The following is a 25,743-nucleotide window of genomic DNA, read 5'->3' as shown; positions in this document are numbered from 1 at the left end:
TGGTTGGCTCCTCAGCACGTCGGGATTCAAGGACTCAGGGACTCAGGGACTCAGGGATTCAGGGATTCAGGAAATCGTTTCTTCGACTGCACCCGCCCGGGTGGCGGTCTGGTGGCGCTGGCTGGCACGCGTCCAGCCCGACAGCACGGCATGGACCGAGGCCGTCACGATGTTGGCATCGATGCCCACGCCGAAGCAGGTCGGCCCCTGGCCGATGCGCACCTCGACAAAGGCCGCTGCCCGCGCCCCAGCTCCGGCACCGATCGCATGCTCGTGGTAATCGAGCACCTCGATCGGCTGGCCAGTCGCCGCACCGAGTGCCGCGACAAAGGCGTCCAGCGGCCCGTTGCCCTGCCCGCTCAAGGGCTGCCAGCCGTTCGGGCCGTGCCAGTCGGCACTCACCCGGACAGAGCCCTCCGGCGCGATGTCTTGCTGGTGCAGGCCGCGCAGGTCCGCCGGGCGCTGGTCCAGCCCGTACTCGCGCGAGAAGATCGCCCAGAGATCGGCGGCAATCACCTCACGGCCCTCACCGTCGGTCACCGCTTGCACCGCCTGGCTGAACTCGATCTGCAGCCGCCGCGGCAACTCCAGCCCGTACTCGGCCTCCAGCAGGTAGGCGATGCCGCCCTTGCCGGACTGGCTGTTGACGCGAATCACCGCCTCGTAGCTGCGGCCGAGGTCTTTCGGGTCGATTGGCAGGTAGGGCATGTCCCAGAGATCGCCCTCGCGCCGGGCGGCGAAGGCCTTCTTGATCGCGTCCTGGTGCGAGCCGGAGAACGAGGTGTAGACCAGATCGCCGACATACGGGTGGCGCGGATGCACCGGCAACTGGTTGCAGTGCTCGACCGTGCGGCGAATCGCGTCGATGTCCGAGAAGTCCAGCCCCGGCGCCACGCCCTGGGTGTAGAGGTTGAGCGCGATGTTGACCAGGTCGACATTGCCGGTGCGCTCGCCGTTGCCGAACAGGCAGCCCTCGATGCGGTCCGCGCCGGCCATCAGCGCCAGCTCGCCCGCGGCCGTGCCGGTGCCGCGGTCGTTGTGGGGGTGGACCGAGAGCACGATCGCGTCACGCCGGGCGAGGTGGCGGTGCATCCACTCGACCATGTCAGCGAAGAGATTGGGCGTCGAGTGCTCCACCGTCGACGGCAGGTTGATGATGCATTTGTGTGCGGGCGTCGGTGCCCAGACAGCAGTGACGGCGTCCACCACGCGCCGCGAGAACGCGAGTTCAGTGCCGGAAAACATCTCGGGCGAATACTCGAAGGTCCAGTGTGTCTCGGGGCGCTGCGCGGCCCGGTCGCGGATCATCTGCGCGTGGGTCACCGCCAGCTCGACGATGCCGTCCTCGTCCAGCCCGAGCACCACGCGGCGCATCACCGGCGCCGTGGCGTTGTAGACATGCACGACCACGCGGGGGGCGCCTTGCACCGCCTCGAACGTCCGGTCGATCAGGTGCTCGCGCGCCTGGGTGAGCACCTGGATGGTGACGTCATCGGGGATGAGGCGCTGCTCGATCAGCCGGCGCACGAAATCGAAATCCGTCTGCGAGGCCGAAGGGAAACCGACCTCGATCTCCTTGAAGCCGATGCGCACCAGCAGCTCGAACATGCGCAGCTTGCGTTCGCTGTCCATCGGCTCGATCAGCGCCTGGTTGCCATCGCGCAGGTCAACGCTGCACCAGACCGGCGCCTGCGTCAGCACGGCATCGGGCCAGGTGCGGTCGGTCAGGCGCACCGGGGCGAACGGGCGGTATTTCTGGGCGGGGTTGTTCAGCATGCTCATGGTGTGTGACGGGAAAGGGGAACCGGGAAAGGATCCGTCAACGCAGCATCACAAATACAAACGGCCCGCTGCGTTGCGCTGAGGCGGGCCGTTGATCCACAAAAGGTACAGGTGTGACTGATCAGCGCGCCCGGAGCACTCCCAGTAGTAGCAGCGAGAAGAATCGGGCGGAGCAGATCATCGGGGCACTATAGCACCTGGCACGGACACAACGCACATCAGCGGTGCAGGCCTTCTTCGTCCGGCTCGTCCTTGGAAGTCGCGATCACGCTGACCGGACGGCCCTTGGACTTCTTGATGCCGTAGACCACGTAGCCCGACAGCCCGTAGACGATGAAGACAGCGAACAGCACCAGCGGTGGGTGGTAGGTGATGACCGCAATGCCCAGGGCAATCGCCACGATGACGATGAAGGGCACGGAGCGCTTGAAGTTCACGTCCTTGAAGCTGTAGAAGGGCACGTTCGTGACCATCGTCAGACCGGCGAACAGGGTCAGCGCAAACGCGGTCCAGGTCAGCCAGGCGATGTCGCGCACGCCCTTGTAGCCCATGTCGTCCATCACCCAGATCAGGCCGGTCACCAGCGCCGCGGCCGCCGGACTGGGCAGACCCTGGAAGAAGCGCTTGTCGACCACGCCGATGTTGGTGTTGAAGCGCGCCAGACGCAGCGCAGCGCCGGCGCAATAGACAAACGCCGCCAGCCAGCCCAGCTTGCCCAGGCCGCGCAACGCCCATTCATAGATGATGAGCGCAGGCGCCGCACCGAAGGACACCATGTCAGCGAGGCTGTCCATCTGCTCGCCGAAGGCGCTCTGGGTGTTGGTCATGCGGGCGACGCGGCCATCCAGGCTGTCGAGCACCATGGCGCAGAACACACCGATCGCCGCCTGGTCAAAGCGCCCGTTCATCGCCATCACGACAGCGTAGAAACCGCCGAACAGGCCTGCCAGCGTGAACAGGTTGGGCAGGATGTAGATGCCCTTGCGGCGGGGACGGGGCGGGGCCGGGCCATCCAGATCGTCAAGGGGGTCGGGACGGTGGGACGTTGTGGGATCGTTCATGCCGCCGATTATCGCGAAGCGCGGGCAGGCACGTGCATTCAGAGCGCCGTCAATCGCGCCTGCGGCGGCAGATCGTCGATCCTGCTGGCGTGCGACCAAAAAAAAGCAGCGCCGAAGCGCTGCTCTTTGCTGGCGTCTGGCTCGCTCAGTTGCGGCTCTTGTCGACCAGCTTGTTCGCCTTGATCCAGGGCATCATCGCGCGCAGCTTCTCGCCGACGACTTCGATCTGGTGCTCTTCGGTCAGGCGACGGCGGCTGATCAGCGTCGGAGCGCCGGCCTTGTTTTCCAGGATGAAGGACTTGGCGTATTCGCCGGTCTGGATGTCCTTCAGGCACTGGCGCATGGCTTCCTTGGTGGCAGCGGTCACGACCTTCGGGCCCGTCACGTACTCGCCGTATTCGGCGTTGTTCGAGATCGAGTAGTTCATGTTCGCGATGCCGCCTTCGTAGATCAGGTCCACGATCAGCTTCAGCTCGTGCAGGCACTCGAAGTACGCCATCTCGGGGGCGTAGCCGGCTTCCACCAGCGTCTCGAAACCGGCCTTGATCAGCTCGACGGCACCGCCGCACAGCACAGCCTGCTCGCCGAACAGGTCGGTCTCGGTCTCTTCGCGGAAGTTGGTCTCGATGATGCCGGCCTTGCCGCCGCCGTTGGCGGAGGCGTAGGACAGGGCCAGGTCACGCGCCTTGCCCGACTTGTCGGCGTAGACGGCGATCAGGTGCGGCACGCCGCCACCTTGCACATAGGTGCCGCGCACGGTGTGGCCCGGGGCCTTCGGGGCGACCATCCACACGTCGATGTCGCTGCGCGGCACGACCTGGCCGTAGTGGACATTGAAGCCGTGGGCGAAGGCGAGCGAGGCGCCTTCCTTCATGTTCGGGCCGACTTCGGCGTTGTAGACCGAGGCGATCTGCTCGTCGGGCAGCAGGATCATGACGACATCGGCGTCGCGCACGGCGTCGGCGATCTCGGCGACCTTCAGGCCAGCCTTCTCGGCCTTGGCCCAGGACGCGCCACCCTTGCGCAGACCGACCGTGACCTTGACGCCCGAGTCGTTCAGGTTCTGGGCGTGGGCGTGGCCCTGCGAGCCGTAGCCGATGATGGTGACGTTCTTGCCCTTGATCAGGGAGAGGTCGGCATCCTTGTCGTAGTAAACCTTCATGGGGAGTTCCGTTTTCTGAGTCTGTAGCTGTAGCGGGGGTCGATCAAACACGCAGGATGCGCTCACCGCGCCCGATCCCGCTGGTACCGGTGCGCACGGTTTCTAGGATGGCGGTGCGGTCCACCGCCTGGATGAAGGCATCGAGCTTGTCGGAGTCACCCGTCAGCTCGATGGTGTAGCTCTTGTCGGTCACGTCGATGATGCGGCCGCGGAAGATGTCGGCCAGCCGCATCATCTCCTCGCGTTCCTTGCCGACGGCGCGCACCTTGATGAGCATCAGCTCGCGGGCGGTGAAGCTGCCTTCGGTCAGGTCCACCACCTTCACCACCTCGATCAGGCGGTTCAGGTGCTTGGTGATCTGCTCGATGACCTCGTCGGAGCCGTTGGTCACGATGGTCATGCGCGACAGCGAGCCGTCCTCGGTCGGGGCGACCGTCAGGCTCTCGATGTTGTAGCCACGGGCCGAGAACAGGCCGACCACGCGCGACAGGGCGCCGGCTTCGTTCTCCAGCAGGAGGGCAATGATGTGTTTCATGTCAGTGTCCTCGGCAACTCACAGGTCTTCGGATCCGAGCAGCATCTCGGAGATGCCCTTGCCGGCCTGCACCATCGGCCAGACGTTTTCGGTCCGGTCGGTGCGCACATCGAGGAACACGGTGCGGTCCTTCAGGCGGATCAGCTCCTTCAGGGCCGGCTCGACCTCGGAGGGCTTCTCGATCTTGATGCCGACGTGGCCATACGCCTCGGCCAGCTTCACGAAGTCCGGCAGCGCGTCCATGTAGCTGTGCGAGTAGCGGCTGCCGTAGTCCAGCTCCTGCCACTGCCGCACCATGCCCAGGTAGCGGTTGTTCAGGCTGATGACCTTCACCGGCGTCTGGTACTGCTGGCAGGTCGACAGCTCCTGGATGCACATCTGGATCGAGCCTTCGCCGGTGATGCAGAACACATCCGACTCCGGCTTGGCCAGCTTGATGCCCATCGCGTACGGCAGGCCGACGCCCATCGTGCCCAGGCCGCCGGAGTTGATCCAGCGGCGCGGTTCGTCGAAGCCGAAGTACTGCGCCGCCCACATCTGGTGCTGACCGACGTCGGACGTGATGTAGGTGTCACGGCCGCGGGTCAGGTTCCAGAGCGTCTCGACCACGTACTGCGGCTTGATGACCTCGTCGGAGGGCTTGTACTTCAGGCACTCGCGACCACGCCACTCGTTGATCTGCGCCCACCAGGCGTTCATCGCGGCCGGGTCGGCGCGCTGCTGGTGCTCGCGGATCTGGGCGATCAGCTCCTGCAGCACATCCTTCACGTCGCCGACGATGGGGATGTCCACCTTGACGCGCTTGGAGATCGACGAGGGGTCGATGTCGATGTGGACGATCTTGCGCTCGACCGAGGCGAAGTGCTTCGGGTTGCCGATCACACGGTCATCGAAGCGCGCGCCCACCGCCAGCAGGACGTCGCAGTTCTGCATCGTCATGTTGGCTTCATACGTGCCGTGCATCCCCAGCATGCCGAGGAAGCGCGGATCGGTGGACGGCGTGGCCCCCAACCCCATCAGCGTGTTCGTGACCGGGTAGCCCAGCAGGTCGACCAGTTCGCGCAGCTCCGCCGACGCATTGCCCAGGATCACGCCGCCGCCGGTGTAGATGTAGGGACGCTTGGCCGACAGCAGCAGCGAGACGGCCTTGCGGATCTGGCCGCCGTGGCCCTTGCGCACCGGGTTGTACGAGCGCATCTCGATCGTTTCGGGGTACTGGAACGCGGCCGTCTTCAGCGACACGTCCTTCGGGATGTCCACGACCACCGGACCGGGGCGCCCCGTGCGGGCGATGTGGAAAGCCTTCTTGATCGTCACAGCCAGGTCGCGCACGTCCTTGACCAGGAAGTTGTGCTTGACGATCGGGCGCGTGATGCCGACGGTGTCGCACTCCTGGAAGGCGTCGAGGCCGATCGCGGGCGTCGGCACCTGACCGGTGATCACGACCATCGGGATCGAGTCCATGTAGGCCGTGGCGATGCCGGTCACTGCATTGGTGACGCCGGGGCCGGACGTGACCAGGGCCACGCCGACGTTGCCGGTCGCGCGGGCATAGCCGTCGGCGGCATGCACCGCCGCCTGCTCGTGGCGCACCAGGACGTGCTGGATCGTCTCTTGCTTGTAGAGCGCGTCGTAGATGTAGAGGACCGAACCACCGGGATAGCCCCAGATGAATTCGACATTTTCGGCCTGCAGACTGCGGACCAGGATTTCCGAGCCGTTCAGCTCGGGCTTAGCGTTGTCCATGTGAATGAACCTTTCGGGTTTTCTCTGACGAAAATCGATCGGTGCGCCTCCCCTCGCCCTCGTGAGGTGGGATTGGCGCCGGGGGGTCATGTACGCCGTCATCCGGGTCGGGCGAGCGGCGCAGACCATTGCACGCTTGGGTGCGAAGGCGGGATTATCGCACTCTTGCGCAACGGCCATGCTGCGGCGCGGCGCAGGGCGGGTGGGTGCCATAATCGCGGCCGCAAAAGCCCACGTACCGTGGCGCCACGCTCCCTGCTGCTCGCCGCCCGCTGCGGCCCCACATCCTTGGCCGCCGACAACGCCCTTTCCGACTTCCTGCAGAGCATCGAGAAACGCGCCTTCAAGCGCACCGTCTACATGGTGCGCGACGAAGACGCGGCTCTCGACATTGTCCAGGACGCCATGATCCGGCTGGCCCAGCGCTACGGCGACCGCCCGACCAACGAATGGCCGATGCTGTTCCAGCGCATCCTGTCGAACGCGACCATGGACTGGTTCCGCCACCAGAAGGTGCGCAATGCGGTCCTGAAGAACTTCTCGGAATTCGAGGGCAACGACGGCGACGCCGACTTCGATCTGCTGGAGCACCTGGCCACCGAAACCACGGCGGGGGACTCGGAAAGCGCCGACAACGCGTTTGCACGGGTCCAGACACTGCAACAGATCGAAGAAGCGGTTTCGCAGCTCCCGCCCCGTCAACGTGAAGCATTCCTTATGCGTTACTGGGAGGAAATGGATGTTGCCGAGACAGCCACGGCCATGGGTTGCTCGGAAGGAAGTGTCAAGACGCACTGTTCGCGCGCAGTGCATGCGTTGGCCAAAGCGCTCAAAGCCAAGGGAATCTCACTGTGAACACCGCGTCGACCACACGCACCAGACTGCCCACAGAGGCGGAGGCCATCGAGGCACGCTTTGCCCTGCGACTGACGGCCCGCCTGGAAGCAGGCGCCCAGGCTGTGCCGCATGACATCAGCGAGCGCCTGCGCGTGGCGCGCCAGCAGGCCGTTGCCCAGGCCCGCCCGACAGCCGCACGGCGCCCGCAAGCCGAGGAAGCCAGCAACCTCTCGATCGTTCTGGCCAATCCGAACAGCGGCACCGCCCTGCTTGGCCGGTCTGGCCCGTCGGGGGAAGAATCGGTCTGGTGGGGCCGACTGGGCTGGCTGGTGCCGGCGATGGTGCTCGCGCTCGGCCTGGCAGGCCTGGGGGAATGGGAAGACCGCGAGCGCATCGCGCAGGCCGCCCAGATGGACACCGAGTTGCTCGGGGACGATCTGCCGCCGGCCGCTTACCTGGACGCAGGTTTCGGCGAGTTCCTGCGTCGGCCGCCCGAGGTGGCCCCGGTGGCCCCGGTGGCAATCGAAACACTCGAAACACTGGCCGTCGAAACCCCGTCGGACCTGACTCCGCCCACCGGAAACTGAGCCCATGGTCCGACACGCTGTACCGGCAGGCCAGACCGCACTCCTGTTGATTGCCCTCGCCTTGGTCGCCCCATTGCAGGTCGGCGCCCAGACCGCGCCGACAGCACAGCTTGCCGCTGGACCGGGCTGGGCAGAACTCAGCGCCAGCCAGCGCCAGGCCCTCAAGCCACTGCAGGCCCAGTGGTCTGGCATCGACCCGCAGCGCAAGCAGAAATGGCTCGACGTGGCAGAGCGCTACCCGGGGCTGCCGACAGTGCAGCAGCAACGGCTGCACGAACGCATGCTCGACTGGGCGACGATGACCACGGCCCAGCGCAACGCGGCACGCATCAGCTTCGAGGAGATGCGCAGACTGCCCGCCACCGAACGCCAGACTCGCTGGGAGACTTACCAGAATCTGCCCGCCGAGGAACGCAAGGCACTGACCGCCCAGGCCAGCAGCCGTCCGCTGGCCGCTTCCGCGCCGAAAGCCGCTGCCGCACGCAAGACCCCCGCCATCGACAGTGTGCAGACCAAGTCGAACATCGTGAACGCGCCACGGCCGACGGCCCGCCCGCAGACGGCCGCTCCGGGAACGGTTCTCGCCAGCGTCGGCACCAGCACCCGCCCGATCAGCAAGCCGCCCACCCCACCCCGCCACCAGCAGGCCGGCCTGCCGAAAATCGCGGCGACCCCCGAATTCATCCAGAGCCACACCTTGCTGCCACAGCGCGGCCCTCAGGGCGCCGGCGCCGGTCCGATGACCCGCCCGGATGTACCCTGAGCGGCTCCGGGCACTGCCTGTCCCCGTCCCTGTTCCTGCCACACGCCCTGCCTGCCGACCCATCCATGGCCACCCGCCCCCCTTTGCCCTACACCCCGGACGACGCCGATCCGGCCACCCTGCCCACGCCCGGCCTGCGCAGGCGTCTGGCAGCCATGCTGTACGAAGGCGTGGTGCTGTTCGGCGTGCTGATGATCGCAGGGCTGCTGTTCTCGACGCTCACGGACCAGCGCCATGCCCTGCACGGCAGACTGGAGATGCAACTCTTCCTGTTCTGCATCCTCGGGCTGTACTTCGCCTGGTTCTGGGTGCATGGCGGACAGACCGTCGCCATGAAAACCTGGCACATCCGGGTGGTGCGCGCCGATGGTGGCCCGGTGACCTGGGTGAATGCAGTGGTGCGCTATGTGCTGAGCTGGCTCTGGTTCCTGCCGGCACTGGCGGTCGCCGCTGCGCTGGGCCTGCACACCTCACGTGCGTACAGCCTCGCCTTGCTCGTGGGTGTCATCGTGCATGCAGGGCTGTCGCGGCTGCTGCCGGACCGGCAATTCCTGCACGACCGGCTTGGCCGCACCCGGCTGGTGACCTGGCGGCCAGCGCCGCGCAAGCGCTAGACGCCCTCTGCGTGGCCGTGCCGGCAAAACCCGTGCGGCACAATCGACCACCATGACCAATCCCCACAAGGGCCGCACCGGCCTCGACCGCATTCGCCACGCCGCCGGCTACTCGCTCGACGGCCTCGTCAGCGCCTACCGTGGCGAAAGTGCTTTCCGTCAGGAAACCTGGCTGGCTGTCATCCTCGTGCCGCTGGCATTCTGGGTCGGCCAGAGCTGGATCGAGACCGCCTTGCTGGCGGGCAGCGTCGTGCTGGTGATGATCGTCGAGTTGCTCAACTCGGCCGTCGAAGCCACGGTCGACCGCATCTCGTTCGAGCTGCATGAACTCGCCAAACGGGCCAAGGACTTCGGCAGTGCGGCCGTCTTCCTCAGTCTGGCGGTGACCGGCGCTATCTGGGCTGCAGCCCTGTGGCACCGGTTCCTGGGCTGAGCCGGTCAGACCCGCCCAGCCCAGCGCCGTACAGCGATCAGACCGCCGCTTCGTCGGTCTCGCCGGTGCGGATGCGGATGACCTGCTCCACCGGGGTCACGAAGATCTTGCCGTCGCCGATCTTGCCCGTCTTGGCGGCCTTGACGATGGCCTCCAGGCAGCGATCGACATCCACCGTCTTCACGACGATCTCGATCTTCACCTTCGGCAGGAAGTCGACCACGTACTCGGCGCCACGGTACAGCTCCGTGTGGCCCTTCTGGCGGCCGAAGCCCTTGACTTCGGTGACGGTCAGCCCAGTGACGCCCACTTCGGCGAGGGCCTCGCGGACCTCTTCGAGCTTGAAGGGCTTGATGATGGCGGTGATCTGTTTCATGCGCGGGCTCCGGAGGCGTTGCAGGTCAAGGTTAGAATCAATTTAACACCAGTTCGCGGCCACATCACTTGAGGGCCTTGTAGCGGAAGCGCTTCGGACGCGCACCCTCCTCGCCCAGGCGGCGCTTCTTGTCGACCTCGTATTCCTGGTAGTTGCCGTCGAAGAAGACCCACTGCGAGTCGCCCTCGGCCGCCAGGATGTGGGTGCAGATGCGGTCCAGGAACCAGCGGTCGTGGGAGATCACCATCGCCGAGCCCGCGAACTCCAGCAGCGCCTCTTCCAGCGCGCGCAGGGTCTCGACGTCCAGGTCGTTCGACGGTTCGTCCAGCATCAGCACGTTGCCGCCCTGCGCCAGCGTCTTGGCCAGGTGGAGCCGACCGCGCTCACCGCCCGACAGGCTGCCGACGAGCTTCTGCTGGTCGTTGCCCTTGAAGTTGAAGCGGCCGATGTAGGCCCGCGACGGCATCACGAACTTGCCGACCACGATGTTGTCCAGCCCGCCCGACACGTCCTGCCACACCGTCTTGGTGTCGTCCAGGCTCTGGCGGCTCTGGTCCACGAAGGCCAGGCGCGCGGTCTTGCCGATCTTGACCTCGCCGGTGTCGGGCTTCTCGACACCCTGGATCAGCCGGAACAGCGTCGACTTGCCGGCGCCGTTCGGGCCGATGATGCCGACGATGGCGCCCGCCGGCACCTTGAAGCTCAGGTTGTCGATCAGCACACGGTCGCCGAAGCTCTTGGTCACGCCCTCGAACTCGATCACCTCATTGCCCAGGCGCTCGGCCACCGGGATGAAGATCTCGTTGGTCTCGTTGCGCTTCTGGTAGTCGACGTCCGACAGTTCCTCGAAGCGGGCCAGACGCGCCTTGCTCTTGGCCTGGCGGCCCTTGGCGTTCTTGCGCACCCATTCCAGTTCGATCTTCATCGCCTTGGCGCGGGCGTCTTCGGTCTTCTGCTCCTGCTCCAGGCGCTTGCCCTTGCCTTCGAGCCAGTCGGAGTAGTTGCCCTTGTACGGGAAGCCCTGGCCACGGTCGAGTTCCAGGATCCACTCGGCGGCGTTGTCGAGGAAGTAGCGATCGTGGGTGATGGCCACCACGGTGCCGGTGAAGCGCTGCAGGAAATGCTCCAGCCACTCGACCGATTCAGCGTCCAAGTGGTTGGTGGGCTCGTCCAGCAGCAGCATGTCCGGCTTGGACAGCAGCAGCCGGCACAGCGCCACCCGGCGCTTCTCGCCGCCCGACAGGTTGCCGATCATGGCGTCCCACGGCGACAGGCGCAGCGCGTCGGCAGCGATTTCCAGCTGCAGGTCGGTGTTCTCGCTGCCAGCGGCGGCGATGACCGCCTCCAGCTCGGCCTGCTCGGCCGCCAGCGCGTCGAAGTCGGCGTTCTCGTCGGCGTAGGCGGCGTAGACCTCGTCCAGGCGCTTCTTGGCGGCGATCACGCCGCCGATGCCTTCCTCGACGGCCTCGCGCACGGTCTGGTCGGGGTTGAGCTGCGGCTCCTGGGGCAGGTATCCAATCTTCAGGCCGGGCATCGGGGTGGCTTCACCCTCGATGTCCTTGTCGATGCCGGCCATGATCTTCAGCAGCGTGGACTTGCCCGAGCCGTTCAGGCCGAGCACGCCGATCTTCGCGCCGGGGAAGAAGGACAGCGAGACGCCCTTGAGGATCTGCCGCTTCGGCGGAACGATCTTGCCGACGCGGTTCATCGTGAAAACGTACTGGGCCATGGGTGTCTTGTAGGGTTGCTGTTGCCAATCTTGTATTGTCGCCCACCGCGGCCAGCCGACGAACGGCCCGCTGCAGGCGATCAACGGCAGGCTGCCCGCGTGACGCCGAGGCGACGGGCCCCTAGGATCCGCACACCCTTTCATATTTGCGCGATTCCCCGGTCGCCCGCCGACATGGCCCAGCCCGCCTCCGCTTCAGAACTTGGTTTTCCCCTCGCCGCGCGCCTCCAGCCCGTGCCCGCAGCCGCACGCGGCTTCACGCTCATCGAGGTCATGGTCGTCGTGGCCATCATCGGCATCCTGGCCGCCATCGCCCTGCCGGCCTACAGCGACTACATCCGCCGCAGCGAACTGCCCGAAGCCTTCAGCACCCTGGCCAGCCAGCGGGTCGCCATGGAGCAGTACTACCAGGACAACCGCCACTACGGCACCAGCAGCTGCGGCGAAGGCAAGATCCGCTTTGCGGCCACCCCGACGGCAGGCGGCAAGTTCGGTTACAGCTGCGCGCTCAGCGGCAACAACGGCAACCAAGCCTACACCCTGACCGCCACCGGCACCAGCGGACAGGCCAAGGGCCACACCTACACGCTCAACGAGGCCGGCGAGCAGAGCACCACCGAGTTCAAGGGCGTCGCGGTCAGTGGCAAGGCCTGCTGGCTCAAGCGCGGGACGGAGTGCTGAACATGGCGATGTCCGGGTCCGCGCGTGCCGGCGACGGCTTCTCGCTGATCGAGCTGATGGTGACGCTGGCGGTGCTGGGCACGCTGCTGCTGGCCGTCACGCCGCTGGTGCGGGACTGGATGTTCGACACCGAGATCCGCAATGCAGCCGAGTCGATCAGCACCGGACTGTCCAAGGCGCGCGCAGAGGCCGTGCGCCGCAACGAGCCGGTGCTGTTCTCCCTGGTGACGAACGACAACCCCGGCATGCTGGACAACAACTGCGCCGTGTCGTCCACCTCGGCCTCTTGGGTCGTCAGCCTGGACGATCCGGCTGGCCATTGTGCAGAGGCGCTCGGCACCACCACCGGCACGCGCCTGGTGGCCCGGCATGCCCGCGGCGACGGTGCGCCCGGGGTGACCGTGGAAGTGCGAGACGCGCGCTGCCAGAACGCCACCGGACAGGCCCAGGTGCTGTTCAATGGCTTCGGACGCGCGCAGCCGGCGCCCGCGCCCATCCGCTGCATCGTGGTCCGCCACCCGGGCAGCGCCACCACCCGGACGCTGCACGTGGTGCTGAACAGCGGTGGCACCGTGCGCACCTGCGACCCGGCCGCCACCGACCCGCGTGACACCCGCCGCTGCCTGGTGAACTGAGGAGGCCCAGTGACCCGACACCCCATCTCCAACGCCGCCACCGCCGCCAACGCCACCGCCAGCCGAGGCTTCGTGCTGCTCGAAGCCCTCATCGCGCTGCTGATCTTCGCGCTGGCGGTGCTCGGTCTGGTCGGGCTGCAGGCGTCGATGACCCGCGCCACCAGCGGCGCCAAGTACCGCGCCGATGCCGCCTACCTCGCCAGCGACCTGGTCGGCACGATGTGGACCGACAGCCGCAACCTGGCGCTCTACGACGCTGGCCGCTGCGCCGGGCACCCACCCTGCCAGCGCTGGATGGCCCGCGTCAGCGAGCGCCTGCCCACCGGTATCGGCTCGGCCGAGATCTCCCAGACGGCCCCCGGCCAGGTCACGGTGAAGGTCACCTGGAAAGCGCCCAGCGACGAGTTGCGCCAGTTCCGGACCACGACCGCCATCACCCCCAACACTGACTAACCCTGATCCGAACCCGAGCGCCATGTCCGTGCCTTACGCCACTCCAGCCGCCCAGCGCGGCGTCACGCTGATCGAGCTGATGGTCGGCATGGTGATCGGCCTGCTCGCGGTCCTGGTCATCGCGCAGGTCACCACCGTCTACGAGGGCCGCAAGCGCACCATCACCGCCGGCTCCGACGCCCAGGTCAATGGCGCACTGGCCTTGCAAGTCCTGCAGCGCGATGTGCAGACCAGCGGCTACGGCATCTCCGAAGGAGGCGCCATCGGCTGCCGCATGGTCGGCCAGCGGGCCGGCATGGCCACCCGCTTCGAACGCACGCTGGCACCGGTGGTCATCACCGACGGCGCAAACGGCGCCGCAGACAGCCTCGACGTGCTGATGAGCAACCACGCCGACTTCGCCCTGCCGACCCGCGTCGCCGCCAACCACCTGCGGGCAGGCAGCGTCTTCGTCATCAGCCGCAACACGGGGCTGGGGCATCAGAAAGGCGACCTGATGCTGGCCGTGCCCGTCCCGACACCCGATCCGACCGACGCCAACCGCCACTGCAGCCTGTTCAACCTGAGCGCCGACCCCGTCGCGGGGAGCCACCAGCTCGTCCACGACGCCGGCGCCGATGGCCCCTGGAACCAGGATCCCACCGCCACCGTCTTTCCCGGCCAGCAAACCACCGACCTGTCCTACCCCGCCGGCAGCCTTCTGCTCAACCTGGGCAGCCTCATCAGCCGACGCTTCTGCCTGACAGGACTCGCCGACGGCCAGTGCGACACGCCGGCCGCCCAGACGCCCTACCAGTTGCGCCAGTTGTCCTTCGACAGCCGCACCGGGCAGACCACGGCCGACGACCTCTATCCGCAGATCGTCCAGCTCCAGGCCGTCTACGGCCTCGACACCAGCGCCCCGGCCGACCAGGTGGCCGATGTCTGGAGTGCGGCTTCGCCGACCACGGCCCAAGGCTGGCAGCGCGTGGTGGCCGTGCGGGTGGCCGTGGTTGCCCGCAGCACGCAGAACGAGCAGCGCCCCCCGCCGCGCGGTGCAGCCCGGACGGCCAACGAATGGGTGACGCCCAGCCTGCCCGTCTGGTATCCCGATGGCGTCACCAGCGCGCCGCTGCGTGTCGATCTGGCCCCACCTGGCGCGGGCGATGACTGGCGCAATTACCGCTACAAGGTGTTCGAGACCGTGATTCCCCTGCGCAACCTGCTCTGGCAACCCGCGTGAGCCGCCCATGGACCGCCATTCGATGAAGCCGTCTCTCTTGCGTGCCGGACAGCGTGGTGTTTCGCTGCTGTTCGCGATGGTCACCGTGGTCGCGCTGTCGCTGGCCGCCGTCGCCATGATCCGGTCGGTCGACACCGGCACCACCATCCTGGGCAACCTCAGCTTCAAGCAGGACACGCTGCTGGCCACCGACGACGCCACCCGGCTCGCGATCCAGTGGCTGGACGAACGCCAGCAGACCGATCCCGACGGACTGAATGTCACGCAGCGTGACCTGGGCTACTGGGCGCACCTCGTGCCTGGGCTCGACCCGGCCTCCACCAGCCTGTCGCCCCAGCGCGTGGCGATCGACTGGAACAACGACAGCTGCCGCTCGCAGCGTGGCCCGACCCCGATCGACTGCCTGAAGGCGCGCGAGCTGACACTCGCCAACCAGATCACGGCGCGTTACCTCATCGTGCGGCTGTGTTCCGAGGCGGGCAGCTCCACCACGGGCAACAACCAGTGCCCGCGCCCGCTCAACAGCACACGCCAGCGCACCAAGGAGCAGGGCGAGATCAACAGCCAGAACGCGGTGCGCATCGGCTCCAGCAGCACGGCCGAGTATTACCGCATCGTCGTGCGTGCCCAGGGCGCGCGCAACACGGTCAGCACCACCGAGACGCTGGTGCATTTCTGAGTATCCGAGTCGACGAGATGAATCCCATGCCCCACCGTCGCCCGCCCCTTGGCCCGCTGACCCTCGCCGCTGCGCTGGCCTGCGGCGCGGTCAGCAGCCCCTTCGCCCAGACCGTCGAGATCGCCGACGGGCCGCTGAGCGCGACGCTGTCCCAGGTCAAGCCGAACATCATGTTCATCCTGGACGATTCGGGGTCGATGGGCGACGCTCACATGCCCGACGAAGCCGGCGTACGGGATGCTGATGGCAACCCCGGAGAGAATTATGGCTACCGTTCGACCCACTGCAACGGGCTGGCGTTCAATCCGGCACTGCCTTATCGCCCCCCCGTGCGCGCCGACGGCACCCTCTACCCCGACGCCAGCTTCACCGCCGCCCCGAACGACGGCTTCAACCCCGCCGCCGGCAGCACCTCGCTCGATGGCAGCGTCTACTACCACTACAAGAACGACAAGAAGCTCACGCCGATGTCCTGGGCCTACAAGGCCGACGGAACCATCGACCGCACGACGCCGTTCTACAAGGACTGCACGCAGGTCATCACGGAACCGTCCGACCAGTTCATCCCGGTCACGCTCACCACGGCCTCCGATGCGGCGCTGCGCCAGAAATACGCCAACTGGTACGCCTACTACCGCACCCGACGCCTGCTGATGCGCACCGCCACCGGCGAAGCCTTCCGCAGCATCGGCAGCGAGTTCCGCGTCGGCTTCACCGTCATCAGCGACAGCAGCGTCACCAGCACCAGCTTCCTCGGCATCGAGGACTTCACCGGCACCCAGCGCAGCAGCTTCTACAACCTGCTCTACACCGCCCAGACCAATGGCGGCTTCACCCCGCTGCGGGGCGCACTGTCCAAGACCGGACGCTACTTCGCCAACAAGTTCCCTGGTCAGAAAGACCCGATACAGTATTCCTGCCAGCGCAACTACGCACTGCTGTCGACCGATGGTTACTGGAACAGCGGCATGTCCGGCTATCCAGGCCTGGAAACCAGCAACTACGGCCCGATCAACCTCAATGGGACCCCAGTTGGCCAACAGGACGGTGCCGAAGAACGCCCCATGAAAGACAGCACCGGAACTGCCGGCGGTGGAGACAGCAATTCTCTGGCCGACGTGGCCCAGTATTTCTGGGCCACTGACCTGCGCACCGACATGCCCAACAACGTGCCAGCCACCAAGCGCGATCCGGCGACTCACCAGCATCTGAACACTTTCACGGTTGGCCTTGGTGTTCAGGGCATCCTGTCTTATGACCGAAACTACTTGACACAACTGACCGGGGATTTTGTCGATCTCAAAAATGGCACCAAGAACTGGCCCGTGCCGACACCCACGGATGTCAATCCACAAGGTGATGCAACCCACATCGACGACCTCTGGCACGCCGCCGTCAACGGCCGCGGCCAGTATTTCTCGGCCACTGACCCCAAGACCCTGTCGGACGCCATCAGCACCACGCTCAACGAGATCAGCAAGGACGCCGGCTCCAGCGCCGCCGCCTCGGCCAGCTCGCTGACGCCCGTCACCGGCGACAACTGGGTCTTCCTGCCCAGCTACAGCAACTCGCCCACCTGGCACGGCGACCTGCGCGCCTTCCAGTTCACCACCAACGCCGACACCTCCGGCCTGATCGCCCCGAACACCAGCAGCGGCACCGCCGTCTGGAGTGCCCGGGACAAGCTGCAAGCCCGCATGAACGCAGCTCAGTTTTCCACCCGGACCGTGAAGTTCGGCAGCAACACCAACCAGCTGATCGACTTCACCTACACCAACCTGCTGGCGCAGGGCAAGAACGTCGACTTCGACAACCTGTGCACCGCCAGTCCCGTGACCACCACCCTGTCGCATTGCGATCGGCTCATCGACACGGCCCGCGCCAAGGCCACCGGCGAGAATCTGGTCAATTTCCTGCGAGGTGACATGCGGCTGCAGATGAGCGCAACAGCACCCGAGAACCAGGTGTTCCGCGACCGCAAGTACGTCCTGGGCGACTTTGTCAACGCAGCACCGGTCTACGTCGCCAAGCCCCCGTTCAAGTACGCCGACGCTGGCTACACCGAGTTCGTCAAGGCCAACGAGACCCGCCGCAAGATGGTCTACGCCGCCGCCAACGACGGCATGCTGCATGCGTTTCAGGTCGGATCGAACGAGAACGACGCCACGGGCGGCGAGGAGCTGTGGGCCTTCGTGCCGAAGGGCGTGATGTCGCAACTGCGCCGACTAGCAGACGTCGGCTACGACGCCAGCCACCGGAATCTGCTCGACGCCACCCCCACCATCGGCGACATCTTCGCTGGTGGCCAGTGGCGCACGATCCTGGTCGGTGGCATGGGCGCCGGTGGCCGCAACTACTACGCACTGGACATCACCACGCCGGAGTCACCCAAGCTGCTGTGGGAATTCGACGACGTCAACCTGGGCTATACCTTCGGCAATCCCGTCATCACCAAGGACGCCACCGGCACCTGGATCGTGGCGTTCACGTCCGGCCTCAACAACGTCACGGGCAACGACGGCCGCGGACGCCTCTATCTGCTGGATGCGTTTACCGGAGAAAAGCGCAGTGCCGGCAGAGGCGAGATCGTCACCGCAGCCGGCAATGCGACGACCCCGAACAACCTCGGACGCCTCAACGCCTGGGTGCCCAGCGATACCGACAACACCGCCCTGCGCTTCTACGCAGGCGACATGCAAGGCAACCTCTGGCGCTTTGACCATGACGACCTCGTGGCACCGGCCGGCGTCGAAGCCACGCTGCTGGGACAGGCACTCGGCCCGGATCTGCGGCCTCAGCCCATCACCGCCAAACCGGTGCTGACCGAGCTGTTCGCGGACAACCAGCCCGTGACGGTCGTGTCCTTCGCCACCGGACGCCTGCTCAACAATGGCGACCTGTCCACCAAGGAGCAGCAGAGCGTCTACTCCATCCGCGACACCCTCGACAGCACGGGGCTCGGCCCCTTGCGCGATCCGGCGGCCAGGCTGGTCCGCCAGGAACTCAACGCCAATCGTCGTGTGGACGAAGCCAAGTTCGTGAACTGGAATACCCAGAACGGCTGGTATGTCGACCTCAAGGAAACCAGCGAGCGGGTGGCCCTGGACGGCATTCCGCTGGGCGCGGACCTGATCGCCTTCGCCTCGACCGTGCCGAACGGCGATCCGTGCGGCAATGGCGGCAACTCCTACCTCTACCAGTTCCAGCTCTCCTCGGGCGATGTGCGGGATCTCGGGATCTCGGACTCGCTCATCGTCGGTGTCAGCCGGGTGATGGACAGTGCCGGCCGCGTCAGCGCCTTCTTCACCAAGCGGGACCAGAGCACGGAACTCAAGGCGGCGGGGGTGAGTGAGGGGGGGCCCCCGAAGCGGGTGCGCCGTGCCGCTTGGCGCGAGCTGAACTGAAGCACGGATGGCACTGCCCTGACCATGGCAGCCCGCAGCCTAGCGCTGGCGCTGTGCACGACCGGCTCGATCGCCCTGCACCTCGGCGTGCTGACCGTCAGTCTGGTCGGCCCGGTCGGCTCGCCAGGGTCAGCCGGCATGGGGGCGGGGGCGGGGGCGGGTGTGGACCGCGCCTCCAGCGTCCAGGTGCGCACGGCGCCACCGTCTGCGACCAGCGCGCTGGTCGCACCGACCCCACCCAGCGCCACCACGCCGTTCCCGGCGTCTGACGCATCCCCCGCACCGACGTCAGCGTCAGCATCGGCGCCCGTCAGAACCTCGCCCCCCGCTGCACCCACGTCGACTGCCGTGGCCGATGGTCTTGATCCGGACCGGTTGCCTCCCACGGGCGCAGGCCCGGTGGAGCCAGCAGACCACGCCTACTGGCCCCGCAACCTGCTCACCCGGCCGCCGACGCCGCAGCAGTCCATCGACCTGCTCTACCCGGCACTGGCGCCCAGCGGCCGATTCCGGGCGGTGCTGACACTGTTCATCGACGAGCACGGTGTGGTGCAGCGCGTGCGCATCGACGAGGCCGACGACAGCGGACTGCCACCCGTGCTGGAAGATGCCGCGCGGCAAACCTTCCTGCGCAGCAGCTTCACGCCCGGCGAGATCGACGGGCGCCCGATCCGCTCGCGGCTGCGCATCGAGGTCGAGTACGCCACCGAGTCGCTGCCGGAGCGCTCCCAGGACACGCCGCGCTGAGGCGGCGTGCGGCCTCAGCGCATCAGACGTCCGCCAGCACCCGCAGATGGGCTGCGACGCTGCGCGCCAGCGAACTCAGCACATAGCCGCCTTCCAGGCACGACACGATGCGGCCCTTGCTGTAGCGGTCCGCGATGTCGACCAGCCGCTGCGTGATCCAGGCGTAGTCGGCCTCGACCAGCCCGAGCTGTCCGAGATCGTCCTCGCGGTGGGCGTCGAAGCCGGCCGAGATGAAGACCATCTCCGGCTTGAACTCCTGCAGCCGCGGCATCCAGTACATCTCGATCAGCTCGCGCACGTCCATGCCGCGCGTGTAGGCCGGCACCGGCACATTGACCATGTTGTCGCCCATCGGCACGCCGCCGCTGTAGGGGTAGAGCTGGTCCTGGAAGAAGCTGCACATCAGCACCCGCTCGTCGCCGGCGATGATGTCCTCGGTGCCGTTGCCGTGGTGGACATCGAAGTCGATGATCGCCACGCGCTGCAGGCCGCGCACGTTCAGCGCATGGCGCGCTGCGATGCAGACGTTGTTGTAGAAGCAGAACCCCATCGCCTCCGAGCGCGTGGCGTGGTGACCCGGCGGGCGAATGGCGCAGAAGGCGTTGCGGTAGGTGCCGTCGATCACCGCGTCCGTGGCCGCCACCGCGGCGCCAGCGGCCCGCAGCATCGCCTGGCGGGTGCCGGGACAGACGGTGGTGTCGGGGTCGAGCGCACGGTGTTCGCCGGTGAGCACCGCCTGCTGCATGAACTCGTCGAGTTCGAGCAGGTAACCCTCGTGGTGGGCCTGCATCAGGTCCGAGTGCTTCGCCAGCGGCACCTCGTCGGGCCGCAGCAACGCGATGTCCAGGCCGGTGGACAGCAGGTGGTCCTCGATCGCGTCGAGTCGCTGGGGACACTCGGGATGACCGGGGCCCATGTCGTGGCCGCGGCAATCGGGATGGGAATAAAAGGCAGTGCTCATGTTGTCTGGCACACCGGACGTCCGCCGTCCGCTGTGTTGTCCCTCAAGCTTCGTTTCGGTTCGGGTAAGGTATCACCGATGATGAACCGCCCACATCACATGCTCCTGACGCCGCCTGCTCCTGCGACCCCGTCGACGCCACTGACCGATGCCCTGGAACGCCTGGTCGACCAGGTCGGGTCGGTGGTGATCGGCAAGCATGCACAGATCCTGGACAGCGTGGCCTGCCTGCTCGCCGGAGGCCACCTGCTGATCGAGGATGTCCCCGGTGTCGGCAAGACCACCCTCGCCCAGGCACTGGCGGCTTCGGTCGGCCTGCAATTTTCCAGGGTGCAGTTCACCGCCGACCTGACACCCAGCGATCTGATCGGGATCAGTGTCTATGAGCGGGCACGCGAAGGTTTTGTCTTTCATCAAGGGCCGGTCTTCACGCAGGTGCTGCTGGCCGACGAGATCAACCGCGCCGGTCCGCGCACCCACAGCGCCTTGCTGGAGGCGATGGAGGAGCGCCAGGTGAGTCTGGACGGCCAGACCCACACCCTGCCCGCCCCGTTCTTCGTCATCGCCACCCAGAACCCGGCCGAGCAGCTCGGCACCTTCGCCTTGCCCGAGAGCCAGCTCGACCGCTTCCTGATGTGCCTGACGCTGGGTTATCCGTCCCCGTCGGCCGAACGTGCGCTGCTGGAAGGCCATGACCGGCGCGAAGCGGTGCGGCACCTGCGGCCGGTGATGTCGGCACAGGAACTGCTGGCCGCACAGGCCGCCGTGCAGAAGGTCCACGCGGCGCCAGCGCTGCTCGACTACCTGCAGGCGCTGATCGCCGTGACACGCAATGGCCAGTGGTTCGCCCAGGGCCTGTCGCCGCGGGCAGCGCTGGCCTGGCTGCGGGTGGCGCGGGCGCGGGCCTTCCTGGCACGGCGATCGCATGTCACGCCCGAAGACCTGCAGGCCCTCGCCGTGCCGGTATTGGCCCACCGCCTGCCGCCGTGCAGCGGCGCCGGACGCAGCCGGGTGGCCCAGGTGCGGGCCATGCTCGACGCCGTGCGGCTGGTCTGAGGCGGTCGCCCATGCCCTTTGCGTCCGCGCTGCGCCAGCGCTGGCAGGCCTGGTGGCTGCGGCGCCATCCGCCCAGCGACACCGTGCGGCTCGACCACCGCCAGCTCTACATCCTGCCGACCCCATCGGGCCTGCTCTACGGCGTGCTGCTGGCCTGCCTGCTGGTGGCGTCGATCAACTACCAGCTCAACCTCGGCCACCTGCTCACCTTCACGCTGGCCAGCGCGGCCCTGGTCACCCTGCATGCGACCCACGCCACGCTCAGCGGGCTGACGCTGCAGGTGCAGGCCAGTGCGCCGGACTTTGTCGGGCAGACGGTCGAGATCCTGGTGACCCTGCACGAGGACCGCCCGACCAGCGGCTGGCGCCACCCCGCCCGGCTCGGCCGGCACGGGCTGGTGGCACGCTGGCGCGACGAGGTCGCAGGCACGCCGGTCCCCTGGTCCGCCGGATCGGACAGCAGCACCCTGCGGCTCCAGCGCATGCTGACCGCACGCGGCCGGCAGACCCTCCCGACGCTGGAGCTGTCCAGCCGCTTTCCGCTCGGGCTGTTCCGGGTCTGGACGGTGTGGCAGATCGCGCACCAGCCCCTGGCCTGGCCTGCGCCCGAGGTCGATGCGCCACCACTGCCGCTCGACGACAGCGACGACCCGGCCGATGCGCCGATCCGCCGTCTGCACGGTCTGCCGCCCGAACCGGGAGAAGACGCTGGCGTGCGGCCCTGGCGGCGCGAGGACCGCCCGGCGCAGGTGCTCTGGCGCCGCTCGGCGCGCAGTCTGGCCGCCGGTGGCGGACTGATCGTGCGCGAACGGCCGCCGCCCCGGCAGTCCCTTGAGCTGCACCTCGACGGAGACCGGCTGGCAGGCCTGGACACCGAAGCCCGCCTGCGCCGCCTGAGCGCCTGGGTGCAGATGGCGCAGGCACAGGGCCTGCGCTACCGCGTGAGCCTGGGCCCGTTGCACACCGAGGCACACGCCGGCCCAGGGCACCAGCGCCATTGCCTCGACGCCCTGGCCCTGTGGGGTTCCGCATGAGCTGGGCGACCCTGCCGCGCGAAGCCAGGGACACGCTGTTCCTGCTGGCCGCACTGGCCTGGACGCTGCTGCCGCAGCTGGCGCAGGTACCGCCCTGGTGTGCAGCGCTGGCCTATGCCGCGCTGGGCTGGCGGGCCTGGCTGGCCTGGAGCGGCGGCACGCTGCCCTCGCGCTGGCTGCTGGTGCTGGCCTTGCTGGGTGCAGCCGCCGGCACGCTGGTGAGCCACCAGTCACTGCTCGGCCCGTCCGCCGGGGTGACCCTGCTGGTGGTGATGACGGCGCTCAAGACACTGGAGCTGCGCGCGCGGCGCGACGCCACGGTGGTCTTCTACCTGGGCTTTTTCCTGGTGCTGGTCAATTTTCTGCATTCGCAGTCGCTCGTCACCGCGCTGGCCATGGGGATCTCGGTGTGGCTGCTGGTGGCCGCCCTCGTGCTGGCCCACCTCGACCCGGGAGCCGGCCGCGCGCCCCTGCCCCACGCCCTGGTGCTCGCCGCACGCCTGCTGCTGACCGGACTGCCACTGGTGGTCGCGCTGTTCCTGCTGTTTCCGCGGGTCACGCCCTTGTGGGCCATGCCCGGAGCCGGCACCGGCAAGACCGGGCTGTCGGACCGTCTCTCGCTCGGCGACGTGGCCGAGCTGGCCCAGGACGACAGCCTGGCGCTGCGCCTGCAGTTCGACGGGCCGGTGCCGGCACCGGCGCAGCGGTATTTCCGCGGCCCGGTGCTGAGCGAGCCGGAGGGCAATGGCTGGCAGCGCCGCAGCCGCGTCGACTCCGTTGCAGACCCAGCGTCCGGCACACCTCAGGCCCGTACCGCGCCCAGCCTGCGCTACGAGATGACCGTGGAGCCGCTGGGCATCACGACCCTGCCGCTGCTGGAAAGCGCCCGCACCAGCCCCACCGTGCCGGACGCGGCGACCTCGTGGCAGTGGACTCGTCATGCGGAAGGCTACTGGTTCACCCAGAGACCGCTGTCCGAGCGGATGCGGGTGCTCACCACCGCCGTGCTGGACACCCCGGAACACACCCCGGCGCAGGCCCCCGGCACCGACGCAGCCGCCCCGGTACCGGCCGACGATCCGCGCTGGGCGCCCTACCTCGTGCTGCCCGACGGACACCACCCGCGCACGCAGGCCTGGGCGGACCGGCAGCGGCTCGCGTTCGACCCAGCCGCTGACAGCGCCCAGCTGGCCCAGTGGCTGCTCGACTACATCCGCCAGCAGCCCTATGTCTACACCCTGGCACCCGGGCTGGGCGGGCAAGACCCGGTCGACGATTTCTGGCTCGACCGCCGCGCCGGCTTCTGCGAGCACTACGCCAGTGCCGTCACCGTCGTGCTGCGGCGCTGGGGCATTCCAGCCCGCATCGTCACCGGCTACCTCGGTGGCGAGGTGAACCCGCTGAACAATGTGCTGGAAGTCCGCCAGCGCGACGCCCACGCCTGGGTCGAGTACTGGCATGCCCACCGCGGATGGGTGCGGCTCGATCCGACCGGCGCCGTCGCACCCGAGCGCATCCGGCGTGGCGAGCGCGCCATCGTGTCCAGCGGACCCGTCGGACAGCTGCTGGTGGAGCTGGATCCGGCCCTGCTGGAACAGGCTCGCGCGGTCTGGGGTGCCGCGGAGCACCAGTGGAACCAGTGGGTTCTGGGCTACTCGGCCCACCGCCAGCAAGACCTGCTGTCACGGCTCGGCTGGGAGGGGCTCGACGGCCGTGACCTCGGACGCGTGCTGGCAGGAGGCTTCGCCGCGGCGGTGGGACTGGGTGTGCTGGGGGTGTGGTGGCGGTCGCGTGCACGTCGGCCCGATCCCTGGCTGCGGGGTCAGGAGCGCCTGCGCCGGATCCTGCGCCAACGCGGCTATGACGCACCAGACCACCTCGCCCCGGCCGGCCTGTTCGACCACCTGCGGCAGCAGACGGACACGGACCTGCGCGACCTCGGCGTGGTGCTGGACCAGCTCAGCCAGTGGCGCTACGCCCCTGCAGGCCGACCGGACGCGCTGCGTCCGCTCTGGCGGGCTGCGCACCGGATGGCGGCGCAGTTGCCCCCGCGCCGACCGGGCTAGGCGCCCAGCGGGCCCATCCGCGACGGACGGGAATCGGCAGGCGGCGTCTTGGTCTTGGTCGGCGCCTGCGCCTGCGCCTGCGTCTGCGTCTGCCCCCGCTGGTCCAGCCAGTCCTTGCATGTCGCCAGACGGCGCCGGACCACCCGCACGGCACGCGCCGACAGGCTGTTGAAGCTGCGGAACTGCCGCAGCACCGCCGGGTCCGTGCGCACCTCGGTCGGCAGCCGGAACTGTGCGGGCGGATCGGTGTCCAGCCGCGTGCTCCAGCCGCGGACGTCCTGCTGGCAATGCTGTCCACCTTCGCCGTGGCCGATGTTCTCGACCAGCGAGCGCACCGGGAACACATCCACCAGGCCGTGCTGGAACTGGTGGAAGCAGAAGCGGATCGCCCAGGAGTCGATCTTGCCGGCCATCTGGCGGTCGAGCATGTGCGACAGATCGCTGCCGCCGCGGTTGAAGCGCAGGCGCTGCAGCGGACTGCGGCGGAATTGCGGATAGGCGCGAACCTCCCAGTCGATCTGCTGCCAGCGGTCACGCCAAGTGGCCCAGCCCCAGGAACTGGCACGCAGACCGAAGGTGGCGTCGTGCGCCTGCTGCGGGCCATGCTGGATCGGGAAGGCATAACCCGAGACACTCAGCACCTTCGGCTGCTCGGCATACGCCTGCAAGGACTGGTTCATGAACGCCAGGAAGCCGCTGGACAGGTGCAGGTCATCCTCCAGCACGATCACCCGGTCGTGATGGCGCAGCACTTGCGTGACCCCGGTGATGATGGACTGCGCAAGCCCCAGGTTGTGCTCGCGCTCATGCACCACCACCTCGGCAAACCCGCGGATGCTCCGGACATAGTCCCGAACGGCCCGGACCTTGGCCCGGGCGCCGGGACGCGGGCCGTCGCAGAAGACATGCAACGTGCTGGCACTGGCCAGCGGGTTGCTCAGCAGGGACTCCACGGTCTGCTGCGTCAGGTCGGCACGCGCATAGACGAACAGGCAGATCGGGGCGAGGATGGCGGACATGTTTCTGAATTTTCCTTACTGTTGCAAAGGATGAATCAGCGCTGGAATATCAGGGCTTCTTCACTGGCACCGCCAAATCCATTTTCGATGGACCGGGCGGCAGGACTGGAGAAACTCGTCTCGACAGATTGAACATCGACATTCTGACGGCGACAAAAGAA

General features: G+C 67.5%; 24 protein-coding genes. 15 read left to right on the top strand and 9 right to left on the bottom strand.

Annotated features, from left to right (window positions below):
- Positions 1-66 precede the first annotated feature (66 nt).
- The 5 genes from leuA to U5O44_RS20045 all read right to left on the bottom strand — a co-directional run bounded on the left by leuA (position 67) and on the right by U5O44_RS20045 (position 6,286).
- Positions 67-1,776, bottom strand: a complete 1,710-nt coding sequence (leuA, locus tag U5O44_RS20065; RefSeq protein ID WP_322590539.1) for a 2-isopropylmalate synthase — start codon at positions 1,774-1,776, stop codon at positions 67-69.
- 224 nt (positions 1,777-2,000) lie between these two features.
- Positions 2,001-2,843: a CDP-diacylglycerol--serine O-phosphatidyltransferase gene (gene pssA, locus U5O44_RS20060; protein ID WP_322590157.1), complete on the bottom strand. Its 843-nt coding sequence runs from the start codon at positions 2,841-2,843 to the stop codon at positions 2,001-2,003.
- Between the two features lie 145 nt (positions 2,844-2,988).
- The gene (gene ilvC / locus U5O44_RS20055) at positions 2,989-4,005 is read right to left on the bottom strand and encodes a ketol-acid reductoisomerase (RefSeq protein ID WP_322590156.1); all 1,017 of its coding nucleotides are present in this window, start codon (positions 4,003-4,005) and stop codon (positions 2,989-2,991) included.
- Positions 4,006-4,048: 43 nt separating this feature from the next.
- Positions 4,049-4,540 carry an acetolactate synthase small subunit gene (ilvN, locus tag U5O44_RS20050; protein WP_322590155.1) on the bottom strand — a complete coding sequence of 164 codons (492 nt, stop codon included), beginning with the start codon at positions 4,538-4,540 and terminating at the stop codon, positions 4,049-4,051.
- Positions 4,541-4,558: 18 nt separating this feature from the next.
- Complete coding sequence (locus U5O44_RS20045; protein WP_322590154.1) at positions 4,559-6,286, bottom strand: acetolactate synthase 3 catalytic subunit; 1,728 nt, start codon at positions 6,284-6,286, stop codon at positions 4,559-4,561.
- A gap of 288 nt (positions 6,287-6,574) precedes the next feature.
- Here U5O44_RS20045 and U5O44_RS20040 point away from each other — a divergent pair, with 288 nt between their 5' ends.
- The 5 genes from U5O44_RS20040 (at position 6,575) to U5O44_RS20020 (ending at position 9,520) form a co-directional block, all read left to right on the top strand.
- Entirely contained in the window at positions 6,575-7,141 is a 567-nt protein-coding gene (locus U5O44_RS20040; RefSeq protein ID WP_322590153.1) for an RNA polymerase sigma factor, read from the top strand.
- Positions 7,138-7,710 (top strand): DUF3619 family protein, encoded by a 573-nt coding sequence (locus U5O44_RS20035; protein WP_322590152.1) that lies wholly within the window; start codon positions 7,138-7,140, stop codon positions 7,708-7,710. Before U5O44_RS20040 ends, U5O44_RS20035 begins: the two co-directional genes overlap by 4 nt.
- A 4-nt stretch (positions 7,711-7,714) precedes the next feature.
- Complete coding sequence (locus tag U5O44_RS20030) at positions 7,715-8,473, top strand: DUF3106 domain-containing protein (protein WP_322590151.1); 759 nt, start codon at positions 7,715-7,717, stop codon at positions 8,471-8,473.
- Positions 8,474-8,538: 65 nt separating this feature from the next.
- Positions 8,539-9,087, top strand: a complete 549-nt coding sequence (locus U5O44_RS20025) for an RDD family protein (protein WP_322590150.1) — start codon at positions 8,539-8,541, stop codon at positions 9,085-9,087.
- 52 nt (positions 9,088-9,139) lie between these two features.
- Positions 9,140-9,520 (top strand): diacylglycerol kinase, encoded by a 381-nt coding sequence (locus U5O44_RS20020; protein WP_322590149.1) that lies wholly within the window; start codon positions 9,140-9,142, stop codon positions 9,518-9,520.
- A 37-nt stretch (positions 9,521-9,557) separates the two neighbouring features.
- On the opposite strand, the gene U5O44_RS20015 is transcribed toward U5O44_RS20020, so the two are convergent.
- Both U5O44_RS20015 and ettA read right to left on the bottom strand, forming a co-directional pair.
- Positions 9,558-9,896: a P-II family nitrogen regulator gene (locus U5O44_RS20015; RefSeq protein WP_322590148.1), complete on the bottom strand. Its 339-nt coding sequence runs from the start codon at positions 9,894-9,896 to the stop codon at positions 9,558-9,560.
- Positions 9,897-9,960: 64 nt separating this feature from the next.
- Positions 9,961-11,625: an energy-dependent translational throttle protein EttA gene (gene ettA / locus U5O44_RS20010; protein ID WP_322590147.1), complete on the bottom strand. Its 1,665-nt coding sequence runs from the start codon at positions 11,623-11,625 to the stop codon at positions 9,961-9,963.
- Between the two features lie 174 nt (positions 11,626-11,799).
- On the opposite strand from ettA, the gene U5O44_RS20005 reads away from it, so the two are divergent.
- From U5O44_RS20005 to U5O44_RS19975, 7 genes are read left to right on the top strand one after another with little or no spacing between them, the layout of a single operon-like run.
- The gene (locus U5O44_RS20005; protein WP_322590146.1) at positions 11,800-12,306 is read left to right on the top strand and encodes a type IV pilin protein; all 507 of its coding nucleotides are present in this window, start codon (positions 11,800-11,802) and stop codon (positions 12,304-12,306) included.
- Positions 12,307-12,308: 2 nt separating this feature from the next.
- A complete protein-coding gene (locus U5O44_RS20000) occupies positions 12,309-12,941 on the top strand; it encodes a GspH/FimT family pseudopilin (RefSeq protein ID WP_322590145.1) in 633 nt (210 codons plus the stop codon).
- Between the two features lie 9 nt (positions 12,942-12,950).
- Positions 12,951-13,394 (top strand): type IV pilus modification PilV family protein, encoded by a 444-nt coding sequence (locus tag U5O44_RS19995; protein ID WP_322590144.1) that lies wholly within the window; start codon positions 12,951-12,953, stop codon positions 13,392-13,394.
- A 22-nt stretch (positions 13,395-13,416) separates the two neighbouring features.
- On the top strand, positions 13,417-14,616 hold the full coding sequence (locus U5O44_RS19990) for a PilW family protein (protein ID WP_322590143.1): 1,200 nt from the start codon (positions 13,417-13,419) through the stop codon (positions 14,614-14,616).
- Positions 14,617-14,638: 22 nt separating this feature from the next.
- Entirely contained in the window at positions 14,639-15,295 is a 657-nt protein-coding gene (locus U5O44_RS19985; protein ID WP_322590142.1) for a pilus assembly PilX family protein, read from the top strand.
- A 26-nt stretch (positions 15,296-15,321) separates the two neighbouring features.
- Complete coding sequence (locus U5O44_RS19980) at positions 15,322-18,699, top strand: pilus assembly protein (RefSeq protein ID WP_322590141.1); 3,378 nt, start codon at positions 15,322-15,324, stop codon at positions 18,697-18,699.
- 24 nt (positions 18,700-18,723) lie between these two features.
- On the top strand, positions 18,724-19,446 hold the full coding sequence (locus U5O44_RS19975; RefSeq protein WP_322590140.1) for an energy transducer TonB: 723 nt from the start codon (positions 18,724-18,726) through the stop codon (positions 19,444-19,446).
- Between the two features lie 22 nt (positions 19,447-19,468).
- On the opposite strand, the gene U5O44_RS19970 is transcribed toward U5O44_RS19975, so the two are convergent.
- Complete coding sequence (locus U5O44_RS19970; RefSeq protein ID WP_322590139.1) at positions 19,469-20,407, bottom strand: histone deacetylase family protein; 939 nt, start codon at positions 20,405-20,407, stop codon at positions 19,469-19,471.
- Between the two features lie 81 nt (positions 20,408-20,488).
- On the opposite strand from U5O44_RS19970, the gene U5O44_RS19965 reads away from it, so the two are divergent.
- From U5O44_RS19965 to U5O44_RS19955, 3 genes are read left to right on the top strand one after another with little or no spacing between them, the layout of a single operon-like run.
- Positions 20,489-21,463: an AAA family ATPase gene (locus U5O44_RS19965; RefSeq protein ID WP_416222201.1), complete on the top strand. Its 975-nt coding sequence runs from the start codon at positions 20,489-20,491 to the stop codon at positions 21,461-21,463.
- Positions 21,464-21,474: 11 nt separating this feature from the next.
- The gene (locus U5O44_RS19960) at positions 21,475-22,497 is read left to right on the top strand and encodes a DUF58 domain-containing protein (protein ID WP_322590138.1); all 1,023 of its coding nucleotides are present in this window, start codon (positions 21,475-21,477) and stop codon (positions 22,495-22,497) included.
- Positions 22,494-24,563 carry a transglutaminase TgpA family protein gene (locus tag U5O44_RS19955; RefSeq protein WP_322590137.1) on the top strand — a complete coding sequence of 690 codons (2,070 nt, stop codon included), beginning with the start codon at positions 22,494-22,496 and terminating at the stop codon, positions 24,561-24,563. Before U5O44_RS19960 ends, U5O44_RS19955 begins: the two co-directional genes overlap by 4 nt.
- On the opposite strand, the gene U5O44_RS19950 is transcribed toward U5O44_RS19955, so the two are convergent.
- Positions 24,560-25,582: a glycosyltransferase family protein gene (locus tag U5O44_RS19950; protein ID WP_322590136.1), complete on the bottom strand. Its 1,023-nt coding sequence runs from the start codon at positions 25,580-25,582 to the stop codon at positions 24,560-24,562. The two genes, U5O44_RS19955 and U5O44_RS19950, sit on opposite strands and share 4 nt — an antisense overlap.
- Positions 25,583-25,743: the final 161 nt, after the last annotated feature.

The sequence above is a fragment of the Sphaerotilus sp. genome, assembly GCF_034519685.1.
In the GTDB taxonomy this organism is placed as follows: domain Bacteria; phylum Pseudomonadota; class Gammaproteobacteria; order Burkholderiales; family Burkholderiaceae_C; genus Sphaerotilus.
Note: the sequence above shows the minus strand (reverse complement) of the source record. Positions and strands in the feature narration are given on the sequence as shown.